The sequence below is a fragment of the Roseomonas sp. KE0001 genome (assembly GCF_016107285.1).
In the GTDB taxonomy this organism is placed as follows: domain Bacteria; phylum Pseudomonadota; class Alphaproteobacteria; order Acetobacterales; family Acetobacteraceae; genus Pseudoroseomonas.
Genome location: NZ_RCVQ01000001.1, coordinates 17,436 through 34,901, shown reverse-complemented (window position 1 = coordinate 34,901; position 17,466 = coordinate 17,436). Strand labels below are relative to the sequence as shown.

Genomic DNA, 17,466 nt, shown 5'->3' with positions numbered 1-17,466 from the left:
TCCTTCCCATGTCGCAGGCTCTCCTCCCCGCGAAGCCGGGCGCCATCCCGCCGGACGATGCCCTGCGTGCCCGCGCCCGCGCTGTCATTCCCGGCGGCCTCTGGGGTCATCTGAACGCGGCCAGGCTGCCCGAGGGATATCCGCAATACTTCGCCTCGGCCGAGGGCTGCCGCCTGCGGGATGTCAACGGGCGCGAGTACATCGACTTCATGTGCGCCTGGGGCCCCGTGGTTGTCGGCCACCGCCATCCCGCCGTGGAGGCCGCCGCGCGCCGCCAGGCCGGGCAGGGCGACTGCATGAACGGCCCCGCCCCGGTGCTGGTCGAGCTGGCGGAGCTGCTGGTCGTCACCGTCGCCCATGCCGACTGGGCGCTCCTGGCCAAGAACGGCACCGACGCCACCACGGCCTGCGTCACCATTGCCCGCGCCGCAACCGGCCGGCGCAAGGTGCTGGTCGCCCGCGGCTCCTATCATGGCGCGGTGCCCTGGTGCTCCCCCTCGCTGGCCGGGGTCACGGCGGAGGACCGCGCCCATATCCTCCCCTTCGACTACAACGACACCGCCAGCCTCGAGGCCGCCGCGGAGGCCGCGAAAGGCGATCTGGCCGCGGTGATCGTCACGGCGTTCCGCCATGATTTCGGTCGCCACCAGGAACTGCCCACGCCTGAATTCGCGCGCCACCTCCGCGCGCTGTGCGACGCGACCGGCGCCGCCCTCATCCTGGACGACGTGCGCGCCGGCTTCCGCATCGATCTCGGCGGCTCCTGGGAGCCGCTCGGTGTCCGCCCCGACCTTTCCGCCTTCAGCAAGGCCATCGCCAACGGCCATCCGCTCGCCGCCGTCACCGGGCGGGACCGCTTCCGCCAGGCCGCGACCGAGGTCTACACCACCGGCTCCTTCTGGTGCGGCGCCGTGCCCATGGCGGCCGCCGTGGCCACCATCCTGGAGTTGCGCCGCCTCGACGGCCCGGCCCACATGCGCGCCATGGGCGAGCGCCTGCGCGCGGGGCTCGACGCCCTGTCGCGCCGGTACCGGCTGCCCGTCCGCCAGACCGGGCCGGCGCAGATGCCGCTGATGACCTTCGACAACGATCCGGACTGGGCGAAGGGCGACGCCTTCTGCGCCACGGCCCTGCGGCACGGGGCCTACTTCCACCCCCGCCACAACATGTTCCTCTCCTGCGCGCACACGGAAGAGGATATCGACCGCGCGCTGGAGGCGGCGGAGGCCGGGTTCCAGGCGGTGGCCAGCAGCTAGCCGGCGGGCCAGCGCGCCCTACAGCTCCACCTGCCAGAACAGCGGGAAGCTCGACTGGATCAGGTTCCGCAACCGCGCGCGGTATCCGGCCGGACGCGAGAACTGGCCCCACATCACGCTCGGCACCAGCTCGTAGGCGACCCGCTGGATGCGCTCGGCCACCCTGCGGCGCGCCGCCGCATCGGGCGCGCGCGCGAAGTCCGCCAGCAGGGCGGTGATCCGCGCGTCGCAGCTCCGGCCGGGATAGTCGGAGCAGTTGTTCGCCACGTAGAAGTGGTTCAGCGGGGATACCATGTCCACGCCATTGGCATAGACCGGAAACAGGCTCCAGCCGTCCGGCCGGGCGCGGCGCGCCAGCACCGTGCCCCAGTCCATCACCTGCTCGTCCACCACGAAGCCGGCCTGCTTCATGTTCTCGGCCAGCACATGCCCGGCGGTCTGCGAGATCGAGCCGGAGACCTCCAGCATGACCACCGGCTCGCCCTTGTAGCCGGTGCGCGCCAGCTCCGCCTTCGCGGCCCGGACATCGAAGCGCGCGACCTCCACGCCGGCGGCGGTCTCCAGCGGCGCGTCGCACATCCAGAAGGAGGGGCAGTTCTCCACCCGGAAGCGCGGCGGAATGCCGATGGCGCCCAGGATCTCCTTCTGGTCGACGAGCTTCCACATCACCCGCCGCACGGCGGGATCGGCGAAGGGGCCGCTTGCATGGTTCAGGCGGAAATTGCCCTGGAACATGTCGATGCCCTTCAGCTCCATCAGCCGCAGGTCGCGGTTGCGGCCGAGCAGGTCGAGGAAGTCGAAGGGCAGGTACTGCATGTAGTCGATCTCGCCGGCGATGAGCGCGTTCACCCCGGTGGTGTCATCGGGCATGGTCTTCAGCACCAGCTCGTCGATCCTCACCGCCTTGCCGCCGGCCAGGAAGTCCGCCGGCTCGGCCCGCGGGACGTAGCGCGCGTTCCGCCGCAGCACCATCCGGTCGCCCGTGCGCCACTGGTCGCGCGCGAAGGTGAAGGGGCCGGAGCCGATGATCTCGGTGATGCGCGCATCGCCGGCGGGGAGGATGCGGGCGGGCATGATGAAGGGCACCGGGGCGTTCGGCTTGCCCAGCACCTCCAGCATCAGCGGAAACGGCTCCTTCAGGTCGATGCTGAAGCTGCGCGCATCCTCAACCCGCATCGTCCGCATCGCCGCCAGCAGCATGCGCCCGAGGCTGTCGCGCGAGGCCCATCGGCGCAGGGAGGCGACGCAGTCCTCGGCCGTCACCGGCGCGCCGTCGTGGAAGGCCAGGCCGTCGCGCAGGGTGAAGCGCCATTCCAGCCCGTTGGCCGAGACGGTGTGGCCCTCCGCCATCTGCGGCCGGACCGTGCCGCCGGAATCCTGGGCGAAGAGCGTGTCGAAGACATGATAGCCGAAGCTGCGCGTGATCGCGGCCGTGATCGCATGGGGATCGAGGACCACCACCTCGGATTCCAGCATCACCGTGATGGAACCGGCGGCGCGCGCCAGGCGCGGCGCGGCGAGAAGCGCGGGCATGGCGACGGCGCCCGCCCGGAGAAGACCGCGGCGCGTGGTGCTCAGCTCGAACATGGACATCCCCCTGTCTGCCGGGGCGGTTCCTGACGGCCCCGGTGCCTCTGCGCTCATCCTAGGCCATCGATGCCCTCTTGCAACATATGATATATCATCGGAGGGCAGACAGTCCGGGCCCCTGACTAGGCGCGGCCTCCGGGTGCCCTCAGTCCGGCTCCGGCAGGGTCGGCGCGTCGGTGAGGCAGTCGTGGATCGCCAGCAGCGCCTTGAGCGGATCGGTCTCCTTGCCCGCCGGCGCCGTGGCCGCGCCCTTGGTCGTCCAATAGACGGCATCCTCGACCCAGCGGATCAGCTGCCGCCGCGTCGCCGGAGAGCTTGTCGCGCTGGTCATAGGCCTCGGCGTTGATCGCACCCAGCAGGGCGGCGGCATCTCCGCAACGGCGTGATCGAGGTGCGGCAGGTCAAGCGGGAACCCCGCTGCAGATCCCCATGCATCCGGCCCTGGCGGTCGAGCTGGCCCATGTGCCATCCGACCGGATCACCTTCCTGATACGACAGGACAGCGGCGCGACGCCTGGCAGAGGCCGCAGCGGCCATCCATCAGATCGCGGCCATCACCGGCCATCGCACATTGTCGGAGGTGGAAAGATACACGCGGGCGGCGGAACAGCCGCGCCTGGTCCAGGCCGCCATGGCCCGAATGGAGAACGGCGGCTTGCAAACCAAATCCACCGAAACTCGCAAACCGGAAGAAACCGGCACTGAATCAGTATTTCGGGGAATTTCTGGCGCGCCCGAGAGGATTCGAACCCCTAACCTCCAGATCCGTAGTCTAGCGCTCTATCCAGTTGAGCTACGGGCGCTGGCCAGTGGCGGGGGAATAACCGAGGCCCTTCCCCCGCGCAAGAGGCATTTTTGCGTCGTTACGCGGCCAGCTTGTCCAGCTCGCGCAGCACCGCATCGCCCATGACACTGGTCCCGACGCGCGCGGTGCCATGGCCCATGATGTCGGCCGTGCGCAGGCCGCCGGCCAGGACCTTCTCCACCGCCTGCTCGATCATCGCCGCATCCTCCTCCATGCCGAAGGACCAGCGCAGCAGCATGGCGAAGGACAGCAGCTGGGCGCAGGGATTGGCGATGCCCTTGCCGGCGATGTCCGGCGCGGAGCCGTGCACCGGCTCGTAGAGCGCGTGGCGGCGGCCGGAGGAATCCGGCGCGCCCAGCGTGGCCGAGGGCAGCATGCCGAGGGAGCCGGTCAGCGCCGCGGCGAGATCGGAGAGCAGGTCGCCGAAGAGATTGCTGGCGACGATGACGTCGAACTGCTTCGGCCGCGAGCAGAGCTGCATCGCGCAATTGTCGGCATACATGTGGCTCAGCTCGACATCCGGATACTCGGACTTGCCGACCTCGCTCACCACGGCGCGCCAGAGGCGGCCCGACTGCATGACATTCGCCTTCTCGACGCTGGTCATCTTGCCGGTGCGCTTGCGCGCCAGGTCGAAGGCGACGCGCGCCACGCGGGCGATCTCGTCCTCGGTATAGACCTCGGTGTCGATGCCGCGCCGCTTGCCGTTGGGCAGCGTCTCGACGCCGCGCGGCTCGCCGAAATAGATACCGCCGGTGCTCTCGCGCACGATCATCAGGTCGAGCCCGCGCACCACATCGGGCTTCAGGCTCGACGCATCGACCAGCGGCTCCAGCACGAGCGCCGGACGCAGATTGGCGAAGAGACCCAGCTCCTTGCGCAGCCGCAGGATGCCGAGCTCAGGCCGCTTCTCGAAGGGCAGGCCATCCCATTTCGGGCCGCCGACCGAGCCGAAGAGCACGGCATCCGCGTTCAGCGCGCGCTCCACCGTGGCATCCGGGCAGGGCGAGCCCTCGGCATCCAGCGCGGCGCCGCCGACCAGCCCTTCCTCGAGCGCGAAGCTCACATGCCGGCGCCGGTCCATCCATTCGATGACGCGGCGCACCTCGCGCATGACCTCGGGGCCGATACCATCGCCGGGGAGAACCAGCAGTTTCTTGTTGGCCGACATGGGCGTGTCTCGTCCCTCTTCCTCTCCGGGCCCGCCGCCAGCCGGCGGGCCACCCTCATTCGGCGGCGTCCTGGTACAGCCAGGGCTGCGCCGCGCGCCGCTTCGCCTCATAGCCATCAATGGCCGAGGCACGCTGCATGGTCTGGCCGATATCGTCGAGCCCGTTCAGCAACAGGTGGCGACGCAGCGGGTCGATCTCGAAGGGGATCTCCTCCCCGTTCGGGCGCACCACCACCTGCCGCTCCAGATCGATCGTGAGGCGCGCATTCTCGCCCATGCGCGCATCCTCCATCAACTGATCGCAGATCTCGCGCGGCAGCTTCACCGGCAGGATGCCGTTCTTGAAGCTGTTGTTGTGGAAGATATCGGCGAAATCGGGCGCGATGACGCAACGGATGCCGAAATCCAGCAGCGCCCAGGGCGCGTGCTCGCGCGAGGAGCCGCAACCGAAATTCTCGTGCGCGATCAGGATCTCCGCCCGGCGGTAGGGTTCCTGGTTGAGCACGAAGTCCGGATTCTCGCTGCCATCCTCGCGATAGCGCAGATTGGCGAAGGCGGCCTTGCCGAGGCCGGTGCGCTCGATGGTCTTGAGGAAGCGCGCCGGGATGATCTTGTCGGTATCGACATTGGCCATCGGCAGCGGCGCGGCGATGCCGGTCAGGGTGGTGAAGGCGTCCATGGATCAGTGCCTCCCTTGGGCGGCGAGCTGGCGCACATCGGTGAGGTGGCCGGTGATGGCGGCGGCGGCGGCCATGGCCGGCGAGCAGAGATGCGTCCGCCCCCCCGGCCCCTGCCGCCCCTCGAAATTGCGGTTCGAGGTGGAGGCGCAGCGCTGGCCCGGCGTCAGCTTGTCCGGGTTCATGCCGAGGCACATCGAGCAGCCCGCCTCGCGCCACTCGAAGCCGGCCTCCCGGAAGACGGCGTCCAGCCCCTCGCGCTCGGCCTGCTGCTTCACCAGGCCCGAGCCCGGCACCACCATGCCGCGCACGCCCTCGGCCACGCGGCGGCCGCGCACGATCTCGGCGGCGGCGCGCATGTCCTCGATGCGGCTGTTGGTGCAGGAGCCGATGAAGACGACATCGACCTTGAGATCGGTCAGCTTCTGGCCGGGCGTCAGGCCCATGTACTCGACCATGCGGCGGAGCTGCGCCCGGCGCGCCTCGTCCTGCCCGCTCTCGGGGTCCGGCACGGTCGCGGTGATCGGCAGCACGTCCTCGGGGCTGGTGCCCCAGGAGACCATCGGCACGATCTCGGCGGCGTCCAGCACCACCTCCTTGTCGAAGACCGCGCCCTCATCCGTCGGCAGGCTGCGCCACCATTCGATGGCCCGCTCCAGCATCTCGCCCTGCGGCGCGAAGGGGCGGCCCTTGATGTACTCGAAGGTCGTCTCGTCCGGCGCGATCATGCCGGCGCGGGCGCCGCCCTCGATCGACATGTTGCAGACGGTGAAGCGCCCCGCCATGTCGAGCGCGCGGATGGCCGAGCCGGCGAACTCGATGACATGGCCGGTGCCGCCCGCCGTGCCGATCCTGCCGATGATGGCCAGCACGATGTCCTTCGCCGTGCAGCCCGGCGGCAGGGTGCCGTCCACCGTCACGCGCATGTTCCTGGCGCGCTTCTGCAGCAGGGTCTGGGTGGCGAGCACATGCTCGACCTCGGAGGTGCCGATGCCGAAGGCCAGGGCGCCCATCGCGCCATGCGTCGAGGTGTGGCTGTCGCCGCAGACGATGGTCATGCCGGGCAGCGAGAGGCCCTGCTCCGGCCCGATGACATGCACGATGCCCTGGCGGGCGTCGGTCAGCGGGATATAGGGAACGTCGAAGGCCTTGACGTTCTTCTCCAGCGTCTCGACCTGCAGCCGGCTCTCGGGGTCCTCGATGCCGGTGTAGCGGGAGGCGTCGGTGGCGATGTTGTGGTCGACCACCGCCATGGTGCCCTCGCGGCGGCGCAGGGAGCGGCCGGCCATGCGCAGCCCCTCGAAGGCCTGCGGGCTGGTCACCTCATGCACGAGATGCCGGTCGATGTAGAGAAGCGCGGTGCCGTCCGGGAGTGTCTCGACGACATGGGCGTCCCAGATCTTGTCGTACAGCGTCCGCGGCTTCGTGGCCGACATCGTGTGGTTTCCTCGTGGCAGGTGGTTCATGCCCGCGCGGCGCGGGGCTGGGGCCCATACCGCCCGGGTAGCCATTCGCCCGGGGGCCGAGACCCCAGGGCCGGCGCCGGCCCCTCTCGGGGACCGGCTCCCGCCATCAGGTTGCGATCCCCGATGGCGGAGGCAAGGGGCTCACTCCTTGGCGCGCGGAGCGGCCTTCTCGGCGATGCGGGCGGACTTGCCGGTCCGGCCACGCAGGTAATACAGCTTGGCGCGGCGCACCTTGCCGCGGCGCAGCACGGCGATCTCGGCCACGTTCGGGCTGTAGAGCGGGAAGACGCGCTCGACGCCCTCGCCGTAGGAGAGCTTACGCACCGTGAAGTTGCTGTGCAGGCCCTTGTTGGAACGGGCGATCACCACGCCCTCATAGGCCTGGGTGCGGGTGCGCTCGCCCTCGACCACCTTCACCATCACGCGGACGGTGTCGCCGGCGGCGAACTCGGGCACGGCACGGGCAGAGAGCAGGCGCTCCTTCTGTTCCGTGTCGAACTGCTGCAGCAGGTTCATGGCAAAAATCCTCTCGTCAATCCGTTTAGGCGGCGCGGGCCGCCCGTTCAATCCTGTGTCTCAACAAGCCGGCCATGCGGGCCGCCCCGCCGGGCCCATAAGTCGGGCCGCCGTTCGCGCGTCGCCGCCTCCGCCTGCTCCCGCCGCCATCGCGCCACCGCCGCGTGGTGGCCGGACAGCAGCACCTCCGGCACCCGCCGCCCCTGCCACTCCACCGGGCGGGTGTAGTGCGGGTATTCGAGCAGCGGCGCCGCGGCCTCGGCGAAGCTTTCCTCGGTGGCGCTCTCCGCCCCGCCCATCACGCCCTGCAGCAGCCGCACGCAGGCATCGAGCAGGACCAGCGCCGCCGGCTCGCCGCCCGAGAGCACGAAGTCGCCCACCGAGACCTCGCGCAGGCCGCGCGCCTCGATCACCCGCTGGTCCAGGCCCTCGTAGCGGCCGCAGACCAGGACCAGGCCCGGCCCCGCCGCCAGCTCCCGCACCAGCGCCTGATCGAGCAGGCGCCCGCGCGGGGTCAGGTAGATCAGCGGGCGGGCCGGCCCTTCCGCCAGGGCGGCAGCGCAGGCGGCATCGACCACGTCCGGCCGCATCACCATCCCGGCGCCGCCGCCGCAGGGCGTGTCGTCCACGCTGCGGTGGCGGTCGGTGGCGAAGTCGCGGATCTGCAGCGTGTCCAGGCGCCAGAGACCCTCCCGCAGGGCGCGGCCGGCCAGGGAATGGCCGAGCGTGCCCGGAAACATCTCCGGGAAGAGGGTGAGCGCGGTGGCGTGCCAGCTCACGCGCCGCCCCCCCGCACGCCGCGCGGCCCGCTGCGCCGCGGCGCGTCCTGCCGGCGCGGCAGCGACTGCAGCGGCTCCGGCGGCGCGCCGGCCTCGGCTTCCGGCGCCGCCATCACCGCCTCGGGCGGCGCGGCGACAAGGAAGCCCCCGGCCAGATCCACCACCGGCACGGCGGCCCGGGTGAAGGGCAGCAGCAGCTCCCGCCCCTGATCCGCGGCGACGGTCAGGAAGGCGCCGGCACCGTAATCCTCCACCGCCCGCACCTGGCCGAGCGCCCGACCCTCCGCATCGCGGACGTCGAGGCCGATCAGGTCGGCGAGGTAGAATTCCTCCTCCTCCGGTGGCGGCAGCAGGTCGCGCGCCAGATAGAGCCGGGTGCCGGTCAGCTTCGCCGCGGCCTCGCGGTCGGCGACGCCCTCGATGCGCGCCAGACCGCCACTCAGCCAGTGCAGCACGAAGCGCGTCCCGCCGCTCTCGTCGGAGAGCGGGCCGTAAGCGGCGATGGCCGCCGGGTCGGCGGTGAAGGACTGGACACGGACAAGGCCCCGCACACCGTGCGGCCGTCCGATCTCCCCCACCAGGATACGCTTGCTGCCCATGGCGCGTGACGATCAGCCGCCCGGACTTCAGCCCGCGGCGGCCGCGGCGGCGCGCTCCTGCGCCTTCTTCTTCGGCGCGGCCTGCTTCGGCTGCTCGCGGAAAACCGGCATCGGCGCCAGCTCGGCGCGGCCGAGGAACTTCGCCACGCGGTCGGTCGCCACCGCGCCGTTGCTCAGCCAGTGCTTGATGCGCTCGTCGAACAGGCGCACGCGCTCGGCGTGGTCGGAGGGCAGCATCGGGTTGTAGCTGCCCACCTTCTCGATGAAGCGGCCGTCGCGCGGGGAGCGGCTGTCGGCCACCACGATGTGGTAGTAGGGGCGCTTCTTGGCGCCGGCGCGCGCGAGGCGGATCTTCAGGCCCATGATCTTTGGCTCCGTAGTGGGTGTCGTCGGTGGTTCAGAAGGGGCGCTTGCCGCCCCCCATGCCAGGAAGGAGCGCGCCGAGACCGCCGCGCATCAGGCCCTTCTGGCCGAGCTTGTTCATCCGCTTCATCATCGCGGACATGTCGTCGAACTGCTTGAGCAGCCGGTTGACCTCCTGCACCGAGGTGCCGGAGCCGGCGGCGATGCGCCGCTTGCGGGAGGCCTTCAGGATCTCCGGGCTGCGGCGCTCCTTCGGCGTCATGCTGCCGATGATCGCCGCCTGGCGCTTCAGGATGCTGTTGTCGAGCTTGGCCTCGTCGATCTGCCCCTTCAGCTTGCCGATGCCCGGCAGCATGCCGAGGATACCGGACAGCGAGCCCATCTTGCCGATCTGCTTCAGCTGCGCCGCATAATCCTCCAGGTCGAACTGACCCTTCTGCATCTTGGCGGCGAGCTTCTCCGCCTCGGCCTTGTCGATCGTCTCGGCGGCGCGCTCGACCAGGGAGACGATGTCGCCCATGCCCAGAATGCGGCTGGCGATGCGGTCGGGGTGGAAATCCTCCAGCGCGTCCAGCTTCTCGCCGGCGCCGAGCAGCTTGATCGGCGCGCCGGTCACGGCCCGCATGGACAGCGCGGCACCACCGCGCGCATCGCCGTCGATCCGGGTCATGACGATGCCGGTGAGGCCGACGCGCTCGTTGAAGACGCGCGCCGTCTGCACCGCGTCCTGGCCGGTCATGGCATCGACGACCAGCAGGCTCTCATGCGGCCGCACCGCGGCCTTGACCTCGGCCACCTCCGCCATCAGCGCCTCGTCGATCGAGAGGCGGCCGGCGGTGTCGAGGATGACGACGTCGTAAAGCTCGCCGCGCGCCACCTTCATGGCGCGCTCGGCGATCTGCAGCGGGGTCTGGCCCTGCACGATCGGCAGCGAGGTGACGCCGGCCTGCCGCGCCAGCGTCTCCAGCTGCAGCTGCGCCGCCGGGCGGTGCACGTCGAGGCTGGCCAGCAGCACCTTCTTCTTGTCGCGCGTGCGCAGCCGCAGCGCGATCTTGCCCGAGGTGGTGGTCTTGCCCGAGCCCTGCAGGCCGATCATCAGGATCGGCACCGGGCTCGCCGCGGCCAGGCTGAGGCCGGGGACGTGCTCCACCCCCTCGCCGCCGCCGAGCGCCTCGACCAGGCAGTCGTTGACGATCTTGATGACCTGCTGGGCCGGCGAGACGGAGCGGATAACATCGGCGCCGACGGCGCGCTCGCGCACCTTGGCGACGATGTCCTTGACCACCGGCAGCGCGACATCGGCCTCCAGCAGGGCGATGCGCACCTCGCGCGAGGCCTCGGCCACGTCGGCTTCGGTCAGCGCGCCACGGCGGCGCAGCCGGTCGAACACCCCGTTCAGCTTGCCCGAAAGCGCCTCGAACATCCGCCCTCACTGCCGGCGCCCTGCCGAGCGCCCAAAACAAAACGCGCCGCTGCGCGAGCCTTCGCGGAGCGACGGAGCCGGGCCTCTCCGGGAGGCGGCCGACCATGATGACCGGGCACAGGCCCGGGCCGGGGCGATGTAGGGGATCGGCGGCGGGGGGTCAAGCGGAACCGCCCTCCCCTCCGCCACCGGCCCGCGCCGGCTACTTCTTCTCGATGTTCCAGAAGACCAGGATCGGCGCCGTCAGCACGCCCGAGACATTGCTCCGCCGGGCATAGGGCTGGTCGTACTGGCCGAGCACCCGGTAGGGCTGCACCTCGGCCAGCCGCCGGTGCAGCGCCTCGGTCGCCGCCTTCTGCGAGGCGGCGTCCACCGCCTCGACCACGCCGTTGCGCAGCCGCTCCGCCTCGGCATCGCAGGGCCAGCCGGCCCAGGCGCGCTCGCAGGCCATGTTGGTGCCGATATTGGTGATCGGCGACTGCATGGTGGCGCCGGAGGCGAAGGTGACGAAGAGGTTCCAGCCGCCCTGGTCGAGCGTGCCGCGGTTCTGCTGCCGGGTCGTCACCGTGCCCCAGTCGGAGAACTGCAGGTCGACATTCAACCCGGCCTTGCGCAGCGATTCCGCCGCCACCTCGGCCATGCGGCCGATCGGCGCGATGTCATAGGTCGAGGTCAGCACCACCCGCTCGCCCTTGTAGCCGCTCTCGGCCAGCAGGCGGCGGGCGGTCGCCAGATCGGGCTTCGCATAGCCCGCCGCGCCGGCCTCGGTGCCGTTCGGGCTGCCGCAGACGAAGTAGGAGTCGCAGCGCCTCCACCACTTCTCGTCACCGAAGCCGGCGGTCAGGAAGTCGGCCTGGTCGGTGGCATAGGCGAGCGCCAGCCGCGCGCGCGGGTCGTTGAAGGGCGGGTGCAGGTGGTTGGGGCGCAGCATCGCCTGGCCGGGCAGGCTGGAATAGGTCTCGACCTTCACGTCGCGGCTCCGGGCCAGCACCGGCACCAGGTCCTGGCTCGGCTGTTCCCAGAGGTCGATCTCCCCGGTCTGGATCGCCGCCGCCGCCGTCGCCGCATCGGGCATGATCACCCATTCGACGCGGTCGAGCTTCACCACCCGGCCCCCGGCCAGCCCGTCCGGCGGCTCGGCCCGCGGCACGTAGTCGGGGTTGCGGTCATAGACGACACGGGCGCCGCTCTGCCACTCGCCCCGGTTGAAGCGGAACGGGCCGCTGCCGACGGTCTCCGTCACCGGCTTCATCGGGTCGGTCAGGGCATCGCTCTCGCGCATGATGACCGGGATCTGGCCGACGCCGGAGCCGAGGGCGAAGGGCACCATGCCCGTCGCCGTCTTCAGCCGCAGGGTGAAGCTGCGCCCGTCCACCGCCTCCAGCGCGGCGGTGTATTCGGCAAGCTTCACGCCGACCGTGTCGCGCGCCATCCAGCGCTTCAGCGAGGCGATGACATCCTTCGTCGTCACCGGCTGGCCATCGTGGAACTTCAGCCCCTCGCGCAGGCGGAAGGTCCAGACCAGCTTGTCGTCCGAGACGCTGTAATCCTGCACCATCATCGGCTGCGGCTGCAGCTTCGAATCCCAGGCGAAGAGCGTCTCGTAGATCATCAGCCCGTGCATGCGGGTGATCAGGATCGAGCCATGCACGGGGTCGAGCGACTTCAGGTCGGCATGTGGCGCGACGCGCAGCACGCTCTTCGGCGCGGGCTGCGCCGCGGCGCCGGGCGCCCCGGCCAGCATCAGGGCGGGAAGCAGCGGCAGGGCGAGCAGGGCCGCGCGGCGGGAATGGGTCAAGGAGGCTCTCCGAATCAGGATCTGCGGTGAAGATGCAAGACCCGTGCCCGGTGGCTGGCAAGCCGCAGGCTGCCATCGGGCTGCAGCCACAGGCAGGGGCGGTGCCGCCAGGGTCCGTGCGACAGGTCGGCCAGGGCGCGGCCGCCCGGCAGGGGCGTCAGCCGGCAGCGCGCGCCGATGCCCCCGGCCCAGTCGAAGCGGGCCTCGCCCTCCGGCGTGACGCGCAGCCCCGTGCCGAGGACGGGATCGGTCCATTCGCCCGCCAGGGCCGGATCGGGCGCCAGCCCCTCCGGCACGCGCAGCAGGCGCCGCGCCACCCCGCCCACCATGCCGGCCAGCGCATCCGGCCCCTCGGCGCGCAGGCGGATGTCGAGATAGGCCGGAAGGCTGCGCCATTCGCCGCCCGGCGCCGCCACCAGCCGCTCGAAGCCGCCCATGACGCTGATCGAATCCGCCGCCAGCTCGGCCCAGAAGGGACCTTCGGCGGCGGCGAAGAGGCCGGGCGGCAGCGCCGGGGGCGCCGCGGGCAGCGGCTCGCCGGTCAGGGCGGCCATGACGCGCAGCGCCGGCCAGAGCGCCTCCTCCTCCCGGTTGGTCAGCACCACCACGCCGAGACCCAGCTCGGGCGCCATCAGGACATGGTTGCGATACCCCGGCAGCGAGCCGCCATGCCCCACCAGCGCCACCCGGCCCAGCGCGCTGCGGACCAGTCCCAGGCGATAGACGCTCTCGCTGCCATCGGCGAAGCGGCGCGGCGCCGCCAGCCGCTCCAGGATCCCGGCCAGCGGCCCCCGCCCGGCCATCAGCGCAGCCGCCCAGCGGGCCAGCGCCGTGGCGCTGCCGGCCAGGCCGCCGGAGGCGGAGAAGTGCAGGCCATAGCGCCCGCGCCGCCAGCCGGCCCCATCCCAGCAGTAGCCGGTGGCGAGGCCCGGCACGGGCACGCTCTCATTCTCGGGGAAGGCGAAGGGCAGGTCCAGCGGTGCGAAGAGCCGGCGGCGCAGCGCCTCGGGATAGCTGACGGCGCGCCGCTCCGGCAGGATGCGCTGCGCCAGCCGCCAGCCGGTGTTGGAATAGGCCATCTCGGTGCCGGGCGCGGCATTGAGGGCGGGGATGCGGCGGGCGACCGAGAACACCTCCTCCGCCGTCAGGCTGGCGGTGAAGGGCACGCCCTGCTGCCAGAGCAGCTCCATCATGTCCGGCAGGCCGCCGGTCATGTCGAGCGCGCGCTCCAGCGGGACCGCCGCCACCGCCGGCGGCAGCCCGTCCAGCAGCGTGCCCAGGGGCGCCTCCAGCGGGATCTCCTCCAGCAGCAGCGTGGCGGCCAGGAAGTGCTTGCTGATCGAGGCCAGGCGGTTCGGCGTGTCGGGGGTGAAGGGAAGGCCGTGCTCCAGGCTGGCGAAGCCGCCGGCCGAGGCATGGCGGATGCCGGCCGTGTCGAAGAGCAGGATGGCCCCACCCGGCCCCCGTGCCTCCGACCAGGCGCCGGCGAGGGCGGCGGCCTCCGCCGCGGCGGCATTCCAGTCGGGCATGGTCCTGCGCTCCTCACCGGTGGGTGGGACGCATTCTTCGGCGCGCGGGCGGAAAGGGGAAGCCCCGGCCGCGCGCCGGCCGCGTCAGGCGTCGAGCAGCACGCTGAAGCCGCCCATGATCATGCGCTTGCCATCGAAGGGCATGTCCTTGGGCGGTTCCTTCATCCGCTCATCCGTCATCATCGCCTGGACGGCGGCGTCGCGCGCCGCGCGGTCGCGATACTCGATCCAGGCGAAGACCACCGCCTCCTCCTCCGTCGCATGGACGGCGCGGCGGAAATCGGTGCGCTGACCCTCCGGCACGTCATCGCCCCAGGCCTCGACCACGCGCAGCGCGCCAAGCTCCCGGAAGACCGGCAGGATCCCGCGCGCCATCGCGACGTAATCCGCCTTGCGCCCCTGCGGGACCGGCAGGACGAAGCCATCGACATAGCCGCCGGTGCCACCGCCCTCGTCCATCAGCGGGGCGAAGCCGCCATGGATCAGCCGCCTGCCATCGAAGGGCATGGCCGCGCCCAGGGCCTGCATCGCCGGGTCGGTGCGGAAGCGCGCATTCGCCGCGTCGCGCGTGGCGCGATCGGGGTACTCGACCCAGGAGAAGACCACCGTCTCCTCCGGCGTCGCCTGCACCGCGCCCCAGAAGTCGTTCACCTTGCCCCTCGGCACATCGTCACCCCAGGCCTCGACGCAGCGGGTGGCCCCGAAGCCACGGAACAGCGCCGCGGCCTCGGCGGCGTGGCGCGCATAGGCCTCCCTGCTGCCGGTGGGAACGGTGACCACGAAGCCTTCCACATAAGCCATGCCTGGGTTTCCTCCTCCCGTTGACCCACGCTTCCTGCCGCGATTTTAGGTTGATATCAACTATAAACCCCATGGCCGGGGCACGCTTGGCGCGATCGTGAAAGTCCGCTCCTTCCGACCCTTTCCGCGGGAGGGGGCGCGACCCCCTCCCTCCTCCCGACTCCGGGCGCCAACGCGCCCCTACGCCACCGCCGCCGGCTGCCGCAGGGCCGCAGCGATCAGCGGCATGCCGATCCGCGCCGGGTCGGTCATCAGCGACTCGGGGTGGAACTGCACCGCCGAGAGCGGCAGGCGCCGGTGCTCGATCGCCATGACCACGCCATCGTCCGTCTCCGCCGTCGCCACCAGCTCCGCCGGCAGGTCGAGGCGCCGGGCGTGCAGGGAGTGGTAGCGCCCGACGGTGAAGGTCCCGGGCAGCCCCGCCAGCAGCCGCCCGCCGAGGTTGCGGATGCGGGAGGGCTTGCCGTGCATCGGCCGGGACAGCAGGTCCAGCGTGCCGCCGAAATGCTCCACCATGCCCTGCAGGCCGAGACAGACGCCGAAGCCCGGCAGGCCGCGCCGGATGAGGAGGTCGAGCGTGTCCGACATGGCGAAGTCCGCCGGCCGGCCCGGCCCCGGCGAGAGCAGCACGAGGTCCGGCGCCTCCCCCTCCCGCAGCGCCTGGCGCGCCATCCCTGGCCGCAGCGTGCGGACCGAGGCACCCGCGGCCCGCAGGTAGCCGGCCAGGGTATGTACGAAGCTGTCCTCGTGATCGACCAGCAGCACCCGCGCCCCCATGGCCGGGCGCGGCGCGGCGGGCGCGGCCGCCACCGCCGCCTCGCCGCGCAGCGTGGCCAGCATGGCGCTGGCCTTGAGCCGGCATTCCGCCTCCTCCGCCGCCGGGTCGCTGTCATGCAGCAGGGTGGCGCCGGCGCGCACCTCGGCGATGCCGTCCCGCAGCCGGATCGTGCGCAGCGTCAGGCCGGTGTTCATGTTGCCGTCGAAGGTCATGCGGCCGATGGCGCCGCCGTACCAGCGCCGCGCCGAGCGCTCCTCCGCCTCGACATGCCGGATCGCCCAGCGCTTCGGCGCGCCGGTCACCGTCACCGCCCAGGCATGGGAGAGGAAGCCGTCCAGCGCGTCCATCTCCGGCAGCAGCCGGCCCTCGACATGGTCCACCGTGTGGATCAGCCGCGAGTACATCTCGATCTGCCGCCGGCCGATGACCTTCACCGTGCCGGGGACGCAGACGCGCGACTTGTCATTGCGGTCCACGTCGGTGCACATGGTGAGCTCGCTCTCCTCCTTCTCGGAATTGAGCAGGGCGCGGATGTTCGCCGCGTCCTCCAGCGCGTCGGCGCCGCGCCGGATGGTGCCGCTGATCGGGCAGGTCTCGATGCGTCCCTCCTCGACGCGGACGAACATCTCCGGGCTGGCGGCGACCAGGAACTCGCCCTCGCCCAGGTTCATCAGCGCGCCATAGGGCGAGGGATTGACCCGCCGCAGCCGCTCGAAGAGCACGCTCGGCGCCTCGTCGCAGCGGGCCGAGAAGGTCTGGCCCAGCACCACCTCGAAGAGGTCGCCGCGCGCGAAGGCCCGCTGCGCGCGCTCCACCATGGCGGCGTATTCCCCGGGCGCGAAGTCGCTCTCGGGCGGGGTGGCCTGCCCGCCGGGCCGGTGGGGGTCGGCCGGCGTCGCGCGCGGCAGCGCCTCGGTGGAGCCGCCATCGAGCAGGAAGTCGTAGCGGTGCAGCCGGGCGGTGCCGCGCATATGGTCCACCACCAGGATCTCGTCCGGCAGGTAGAGCACCAGGTCGCGCTGGCCGGCGTCGCGCGGCAGGCGCAGCGGCATCGGCTCGAACTGGAAGACCAGGTCATAGCCGAAGGCGCCATAGAGGCCGAGATGCGGGTCCTCCGCGCTGCCGAAGAGATCGCGCAGCGCCCGCAGCACGGAGAAGACGGAAGGCTGGCGGGAGCGCTCCTCCTCGGCGAACTGCGCCTCCGGCTCGCGCAGGGAAAGATGCTGGCTGTCCGCCTCCCGCCGCATCGCGGCCAGCGCCGGCAGGCCGCGCAGCGCCGGGGCGATGACGCCGAGCAGCCGCCGGCCCCGCTCGTTCAGCCCGCGCAGCACCATCTCCCGCCCCCGGGCCGCGATCATCAGCGGCGGATCGGCGAAGCCCAGGTCCCAGCGGGTGTAGCGGCCGGGGAACTCGAAGGAGGAGGAGAGCAGCACGCCGCGTTGCCGGTCCAGCCGGCCGGCGAGCTCGGCCAGGACCTGCCCGACGGGAGGGCCGCCGGCCCTTTCCCTGGCGAGATCCAGGGTCTGGCGCTGGATGGTGAGACCGCCCTGGGTCTGGTAACGCGTCTGCATCGGTCGCTCCGGGCTGGGCTGCCTCGGGTCCGGTGCGCATCGGCTGTCAGGATATGAAGATGGCCGCCCGGTACCCCGAGGCGGCCATGAAAAGGTTCGAGATCACACGGCCGCCTTATGAAAGGGGCCACCACCAGCTTGCAGGTTGGATGCGCGTGATCATGCGGGGAGCGTAGCGAAGCCCCCTGTCGCCCACAAGGGGAGAAACGCCATCCCACGGCGCCTTGCCGCCACGCCGCACGAGGCCGCACACTGCCCGCGGAGATCCGGCCCATCGGCGAAGCCGCCCCGGCAGAGGGCGGCGGCCGTGGCGCCGGCGGGATGGCAAAGGCCCGGTACGACCG

15 protein-coding genes and 1 tRNA gene are annotated in these 17,466 nt (G+C 71.5%); 1 reads left to right on the top strand and 15 read right to left on the bottom strand.

From position 1 onward, the window contains the following. Window positions 1-8 precede the first annotated feature (8 nt). Window positions 9-1,256 (top strand): aminotransferase class III-fold pyridoxal phosphate-dependent enzyme, encoded by a 1,248-nt coding sequence (locus D9598_RS00155; RefSeq protein WP_198364380.1) that lies wholly within the window; start codon window positions 9-11, stop codon window positions 1,254-1,256. An 18-nt stretch (window positions 1,257-1,274) separates the two neighbouring features. Here D9598_RS00155 and D9598_RS00150 read toward each other — a convergent pair whose 3' ends face one another. The 15 genes from D9598_RS00150 to D9598_RS00075 form a co-directional block, all read right to left on the bottom strand. Beyond that, window positions 1,275-2,843, bottom strand: a complete 1,569-nt coding sequence (locus D9598_RS00150; RefSeq protein WP_198364379.1) for an ABC transporter substrate-binding protein — start codon at window positions 2,841-2,843, stop codon at window positions 1,275-1,277. 148 nt (window positions 2,844-2,991) lie between these two features. Continuing rightward, window positions 2,992-3,177, bottom strand: coding sequence for a hypothetical protein (locus D9598_RS00145; RefSeq protein WP_198364378.1), 186 nt, complete (start codon window positions 3,175-3,177; stop codon window positions 2,992-2,994). Between the two features lie 395 nt (window positions 3,178-3,572). Beyond that, window positions 3,573-3,649 (bottom strand) — tRNA-Arg (locus D9598_RS00140). A gap of 60 nt (window positions 3,650-3,709) precedes the next feature. Further along, the gene (gene leuB, locus D9598_RS00135) at window positions 3,710-4,822 is read right to left on the bottom strand and encodes a 3-isopropylmalate dehydrogenase (protein ID WP_198364377.1); all 1,113 of its coding nucleotides are present in this window, start codon (window positions 4,820-4,822) and stop codon (window positions 3,710-3,712) included. A 55-nt stretch (window positions 4,823-4,877) separates the two neighbouring features. After that, complete coding sequence (gene leuD, locus D9598_RS00130) at window positions 4,878-5,501, bottom strand: 3-isopropylmalate dehydratase small subunit (RefSeq protein WP_198364376.1); 624 nt, start codon at window positions 5,499-5,501, stop codon at window positions 4,878-4,880. A gap of 3 nt (window positions 5,502-5,504) precedes the next feature. After that, window positions 5,505-6,935, bottom strand: coding sequence for a 3-isopropylmalate dehydratase large subunit (gene leuC, locus D9598_RS00125; RefSeq protein ID WP_198364375.1), 1,431 nt, complete (start codon window positions 6,933-6,935; stop codon window positions 5,505-5,507). Between the two features lie 171 nt (window positions 6,936-7,106). Then, the gene (rplS, locus tag D9598_RS00120) at window positions 7,107-7,481 is read right to left on the bottom strand and encodes a 50S ribosomal protein L19 (RefSeq protein ID WP_198364374.1); all 375 of its coding nucleotides are present in this window, start codon (window positions 7,479-7,481) and stop codon (window positions 7,107-7,109) included. Between the two features lie 47 nt (window positions 7,482-7,528). Next, window positions 7,529-8,260, bottom strand: a complete 732-nt coding sequence (gene trmD, locus D9598_RS00115; protein WP_198364373.1) for a tRNA (guanosine(37)-N1)-methyltransferase TrmD — start codon at window positions 8,258-8,260, stop codon at window positions 7,529-7,531. Further along, window positions 8,257-8,859, bottom strand: a complete 603-nt coding sequence (gene rimM / locus D9598_RS00110) for a ribosome maturation factor RimM (RefSeq protein ID WP_198364372.1) — start codon at window positions 8,857-8,859, stop codon at window positions 8,257-8,259. Before rimM ends, trmD begins: the two co-directional genes overlap by 4 nt. A gap of 27 nt (window positions 8,860-8,886) precedes the next feature. After that, window positions 8,887-9,222: a 30S ribosomal protein S16 gene (gene rpsP, locus D9598_RS00105; protein WP_198364371.1), complete on the bottom strand. Its 336-nt coding sequence runs from the start codon at window positions 9,220-9,222 to the stop codon at window positions 8,887-8,889. Window positions 9,223-9,256: 34 nt separating this feature from the next. After that, the gene (gene ffh / locus D9598_RS00100) at window positions 9,257-10,645 is read right to left on the bottom strand and encodes a signal recognition particle protein (protein WP_198364370.1); all 1,389 of its coding nucleotides are present in this window, start codon (window positions 10,643-10,645) and stop codon (window positions 9,257-9,259) included. Window positions 10,646-10,847: 202 nt separating this feature from the next. Continuing rightward, window positions 10,848-12,443, bottom strand: a complete 1,596-nt coding sequence (locus tag D9598_RS00095) for an ABC transporter substrate-binding protein (protein ID WP_232476780.1) — start codon at window positions 12,441-12,443, stop codon at window positions 10,848-10,850. A gap of 14 nt (window positions 12,444-12,457) precedes the next feature. Beyond that, the gene (locus tag D9598_RS00090; protein WP_198364369.1) at window positions 12,458-13,972 is read right to left on the bottom strand and encodes a serine hydrolase; all 1,515 of its coding nucleotides are present in this window, start codon (window positions 13,970-13,972) and stop codon (window positions 12,458-12,460) included. Window positions 13,973-14,056: 84 nt separating this feature from the next. After that, window positions 14,057-14,773, bottom strand: a complete 717-nt coding sequence (locus D9598_RS20905) for a DUF1428 domain-containing protein (RefSeq protein WP_232476779.1) — start codon at window positions 14,771-14,773, stop codon at window positions 14,057-14,059. Window positions 14,774-14,953: 180 nt separating this feature from the next. After that, entirely contained in the window at window positions 14,954-17,122 is a 2,169-nt protein-coding gene (locus D9598_RS00075; RefSeq protein WP_198364368.1) for an anthranilate synthase component I, read from the bottom strand. Window positions 17,123-17,466 lie beyond the last annotated feature (344 nt).

Coding starts and splice junctions, on each gene's coding strand:
- D9598_RS00155 (WP_198364380.1), top strand. CDS start 9: ATGTCGCAGGCTCTCCTCCCCGCGAAGCCGGGCGCCATCCCGCCGGAC.
- D9598_RS00150 (WP_198364379.1), bottom strand. CDS start 2,843: ATGTTCGAGCTGAGCACCACGCGCCGCGGTCTTCTCCGGGCGGGCGCC.
- D9598_RS00145 (WP_198364378.1), bottom strand. CDS start 3,177: ATGACCAGCGCGACAAGCTCTCCGGCGACGCGGCGGCAGCTGATCCGC.
- leuB (WP_198364377.1), bottom strand. CDS start 4,822: ATGTCGGCCAACAAGAAACTGCTGGTTCTCCCCGGCGATGGTATCGGC.
- leuD (WP_198364376.1), bottom strand. CDS start 5,501: ATGGACGCCTTCACCACCCTGACCGGCATCGCCGCGCCGCTGCCGATG.
- leuC (WP_198364375.1), bottom strand. CDS start 6,935: ATGTCGGCCACGAAGCCGCGGACGCTGTACGACAAGATCTGGGACGCC.
- rplS (WP_198364374.1), bottom strand. CDS start 7,481: ATGAACCTGCTGCAGCAGTTCGACACGGAACAGAAGGAGCGCCTGCTC.
- rimM (WP_198364372.1), bottom strand. CDS start 8,859: ATGGGCAGCAAGCGTATCCTGGTGGGGGAGATCGGACGGCCGCACGGT.
- rpsP (WP_198364371.1), bottom strand. CDS start 9,222: ATGGGCCTGAAGATCCGCCTCGCGCGCGCCGGCGCCAAGAAGCGCCCC.
- ffh (WP_198364370.1), bottom strand. CDS start 10,645: ATGTTCGAGGCGCTTTCGGGCAAGCTGAACGGGGTGTTCGACCGGCTG.
- D9598_RS00090 (WP_198364369.1), bottom strand. CDS start 13,972: ATGCCCGACTGGAATGCCGCCGCGGCGGAGGCCGCCGCCCTCGCCGGC.
- D9598_RS20905 (WP_232476779.1), bottom strand. CDS start 14,773: ATGGCTTATGTGGAAGGCTTCGTGGTCACCGTTCCCACCGGCAGCAGG.
- D9598_RS00075 (WP_198364368.1), bottom strand. CDS start 17,122: ATGCAGACGCGTTACCAGACCCAGGGCGGTCTCACCATCCAGCGCCAG.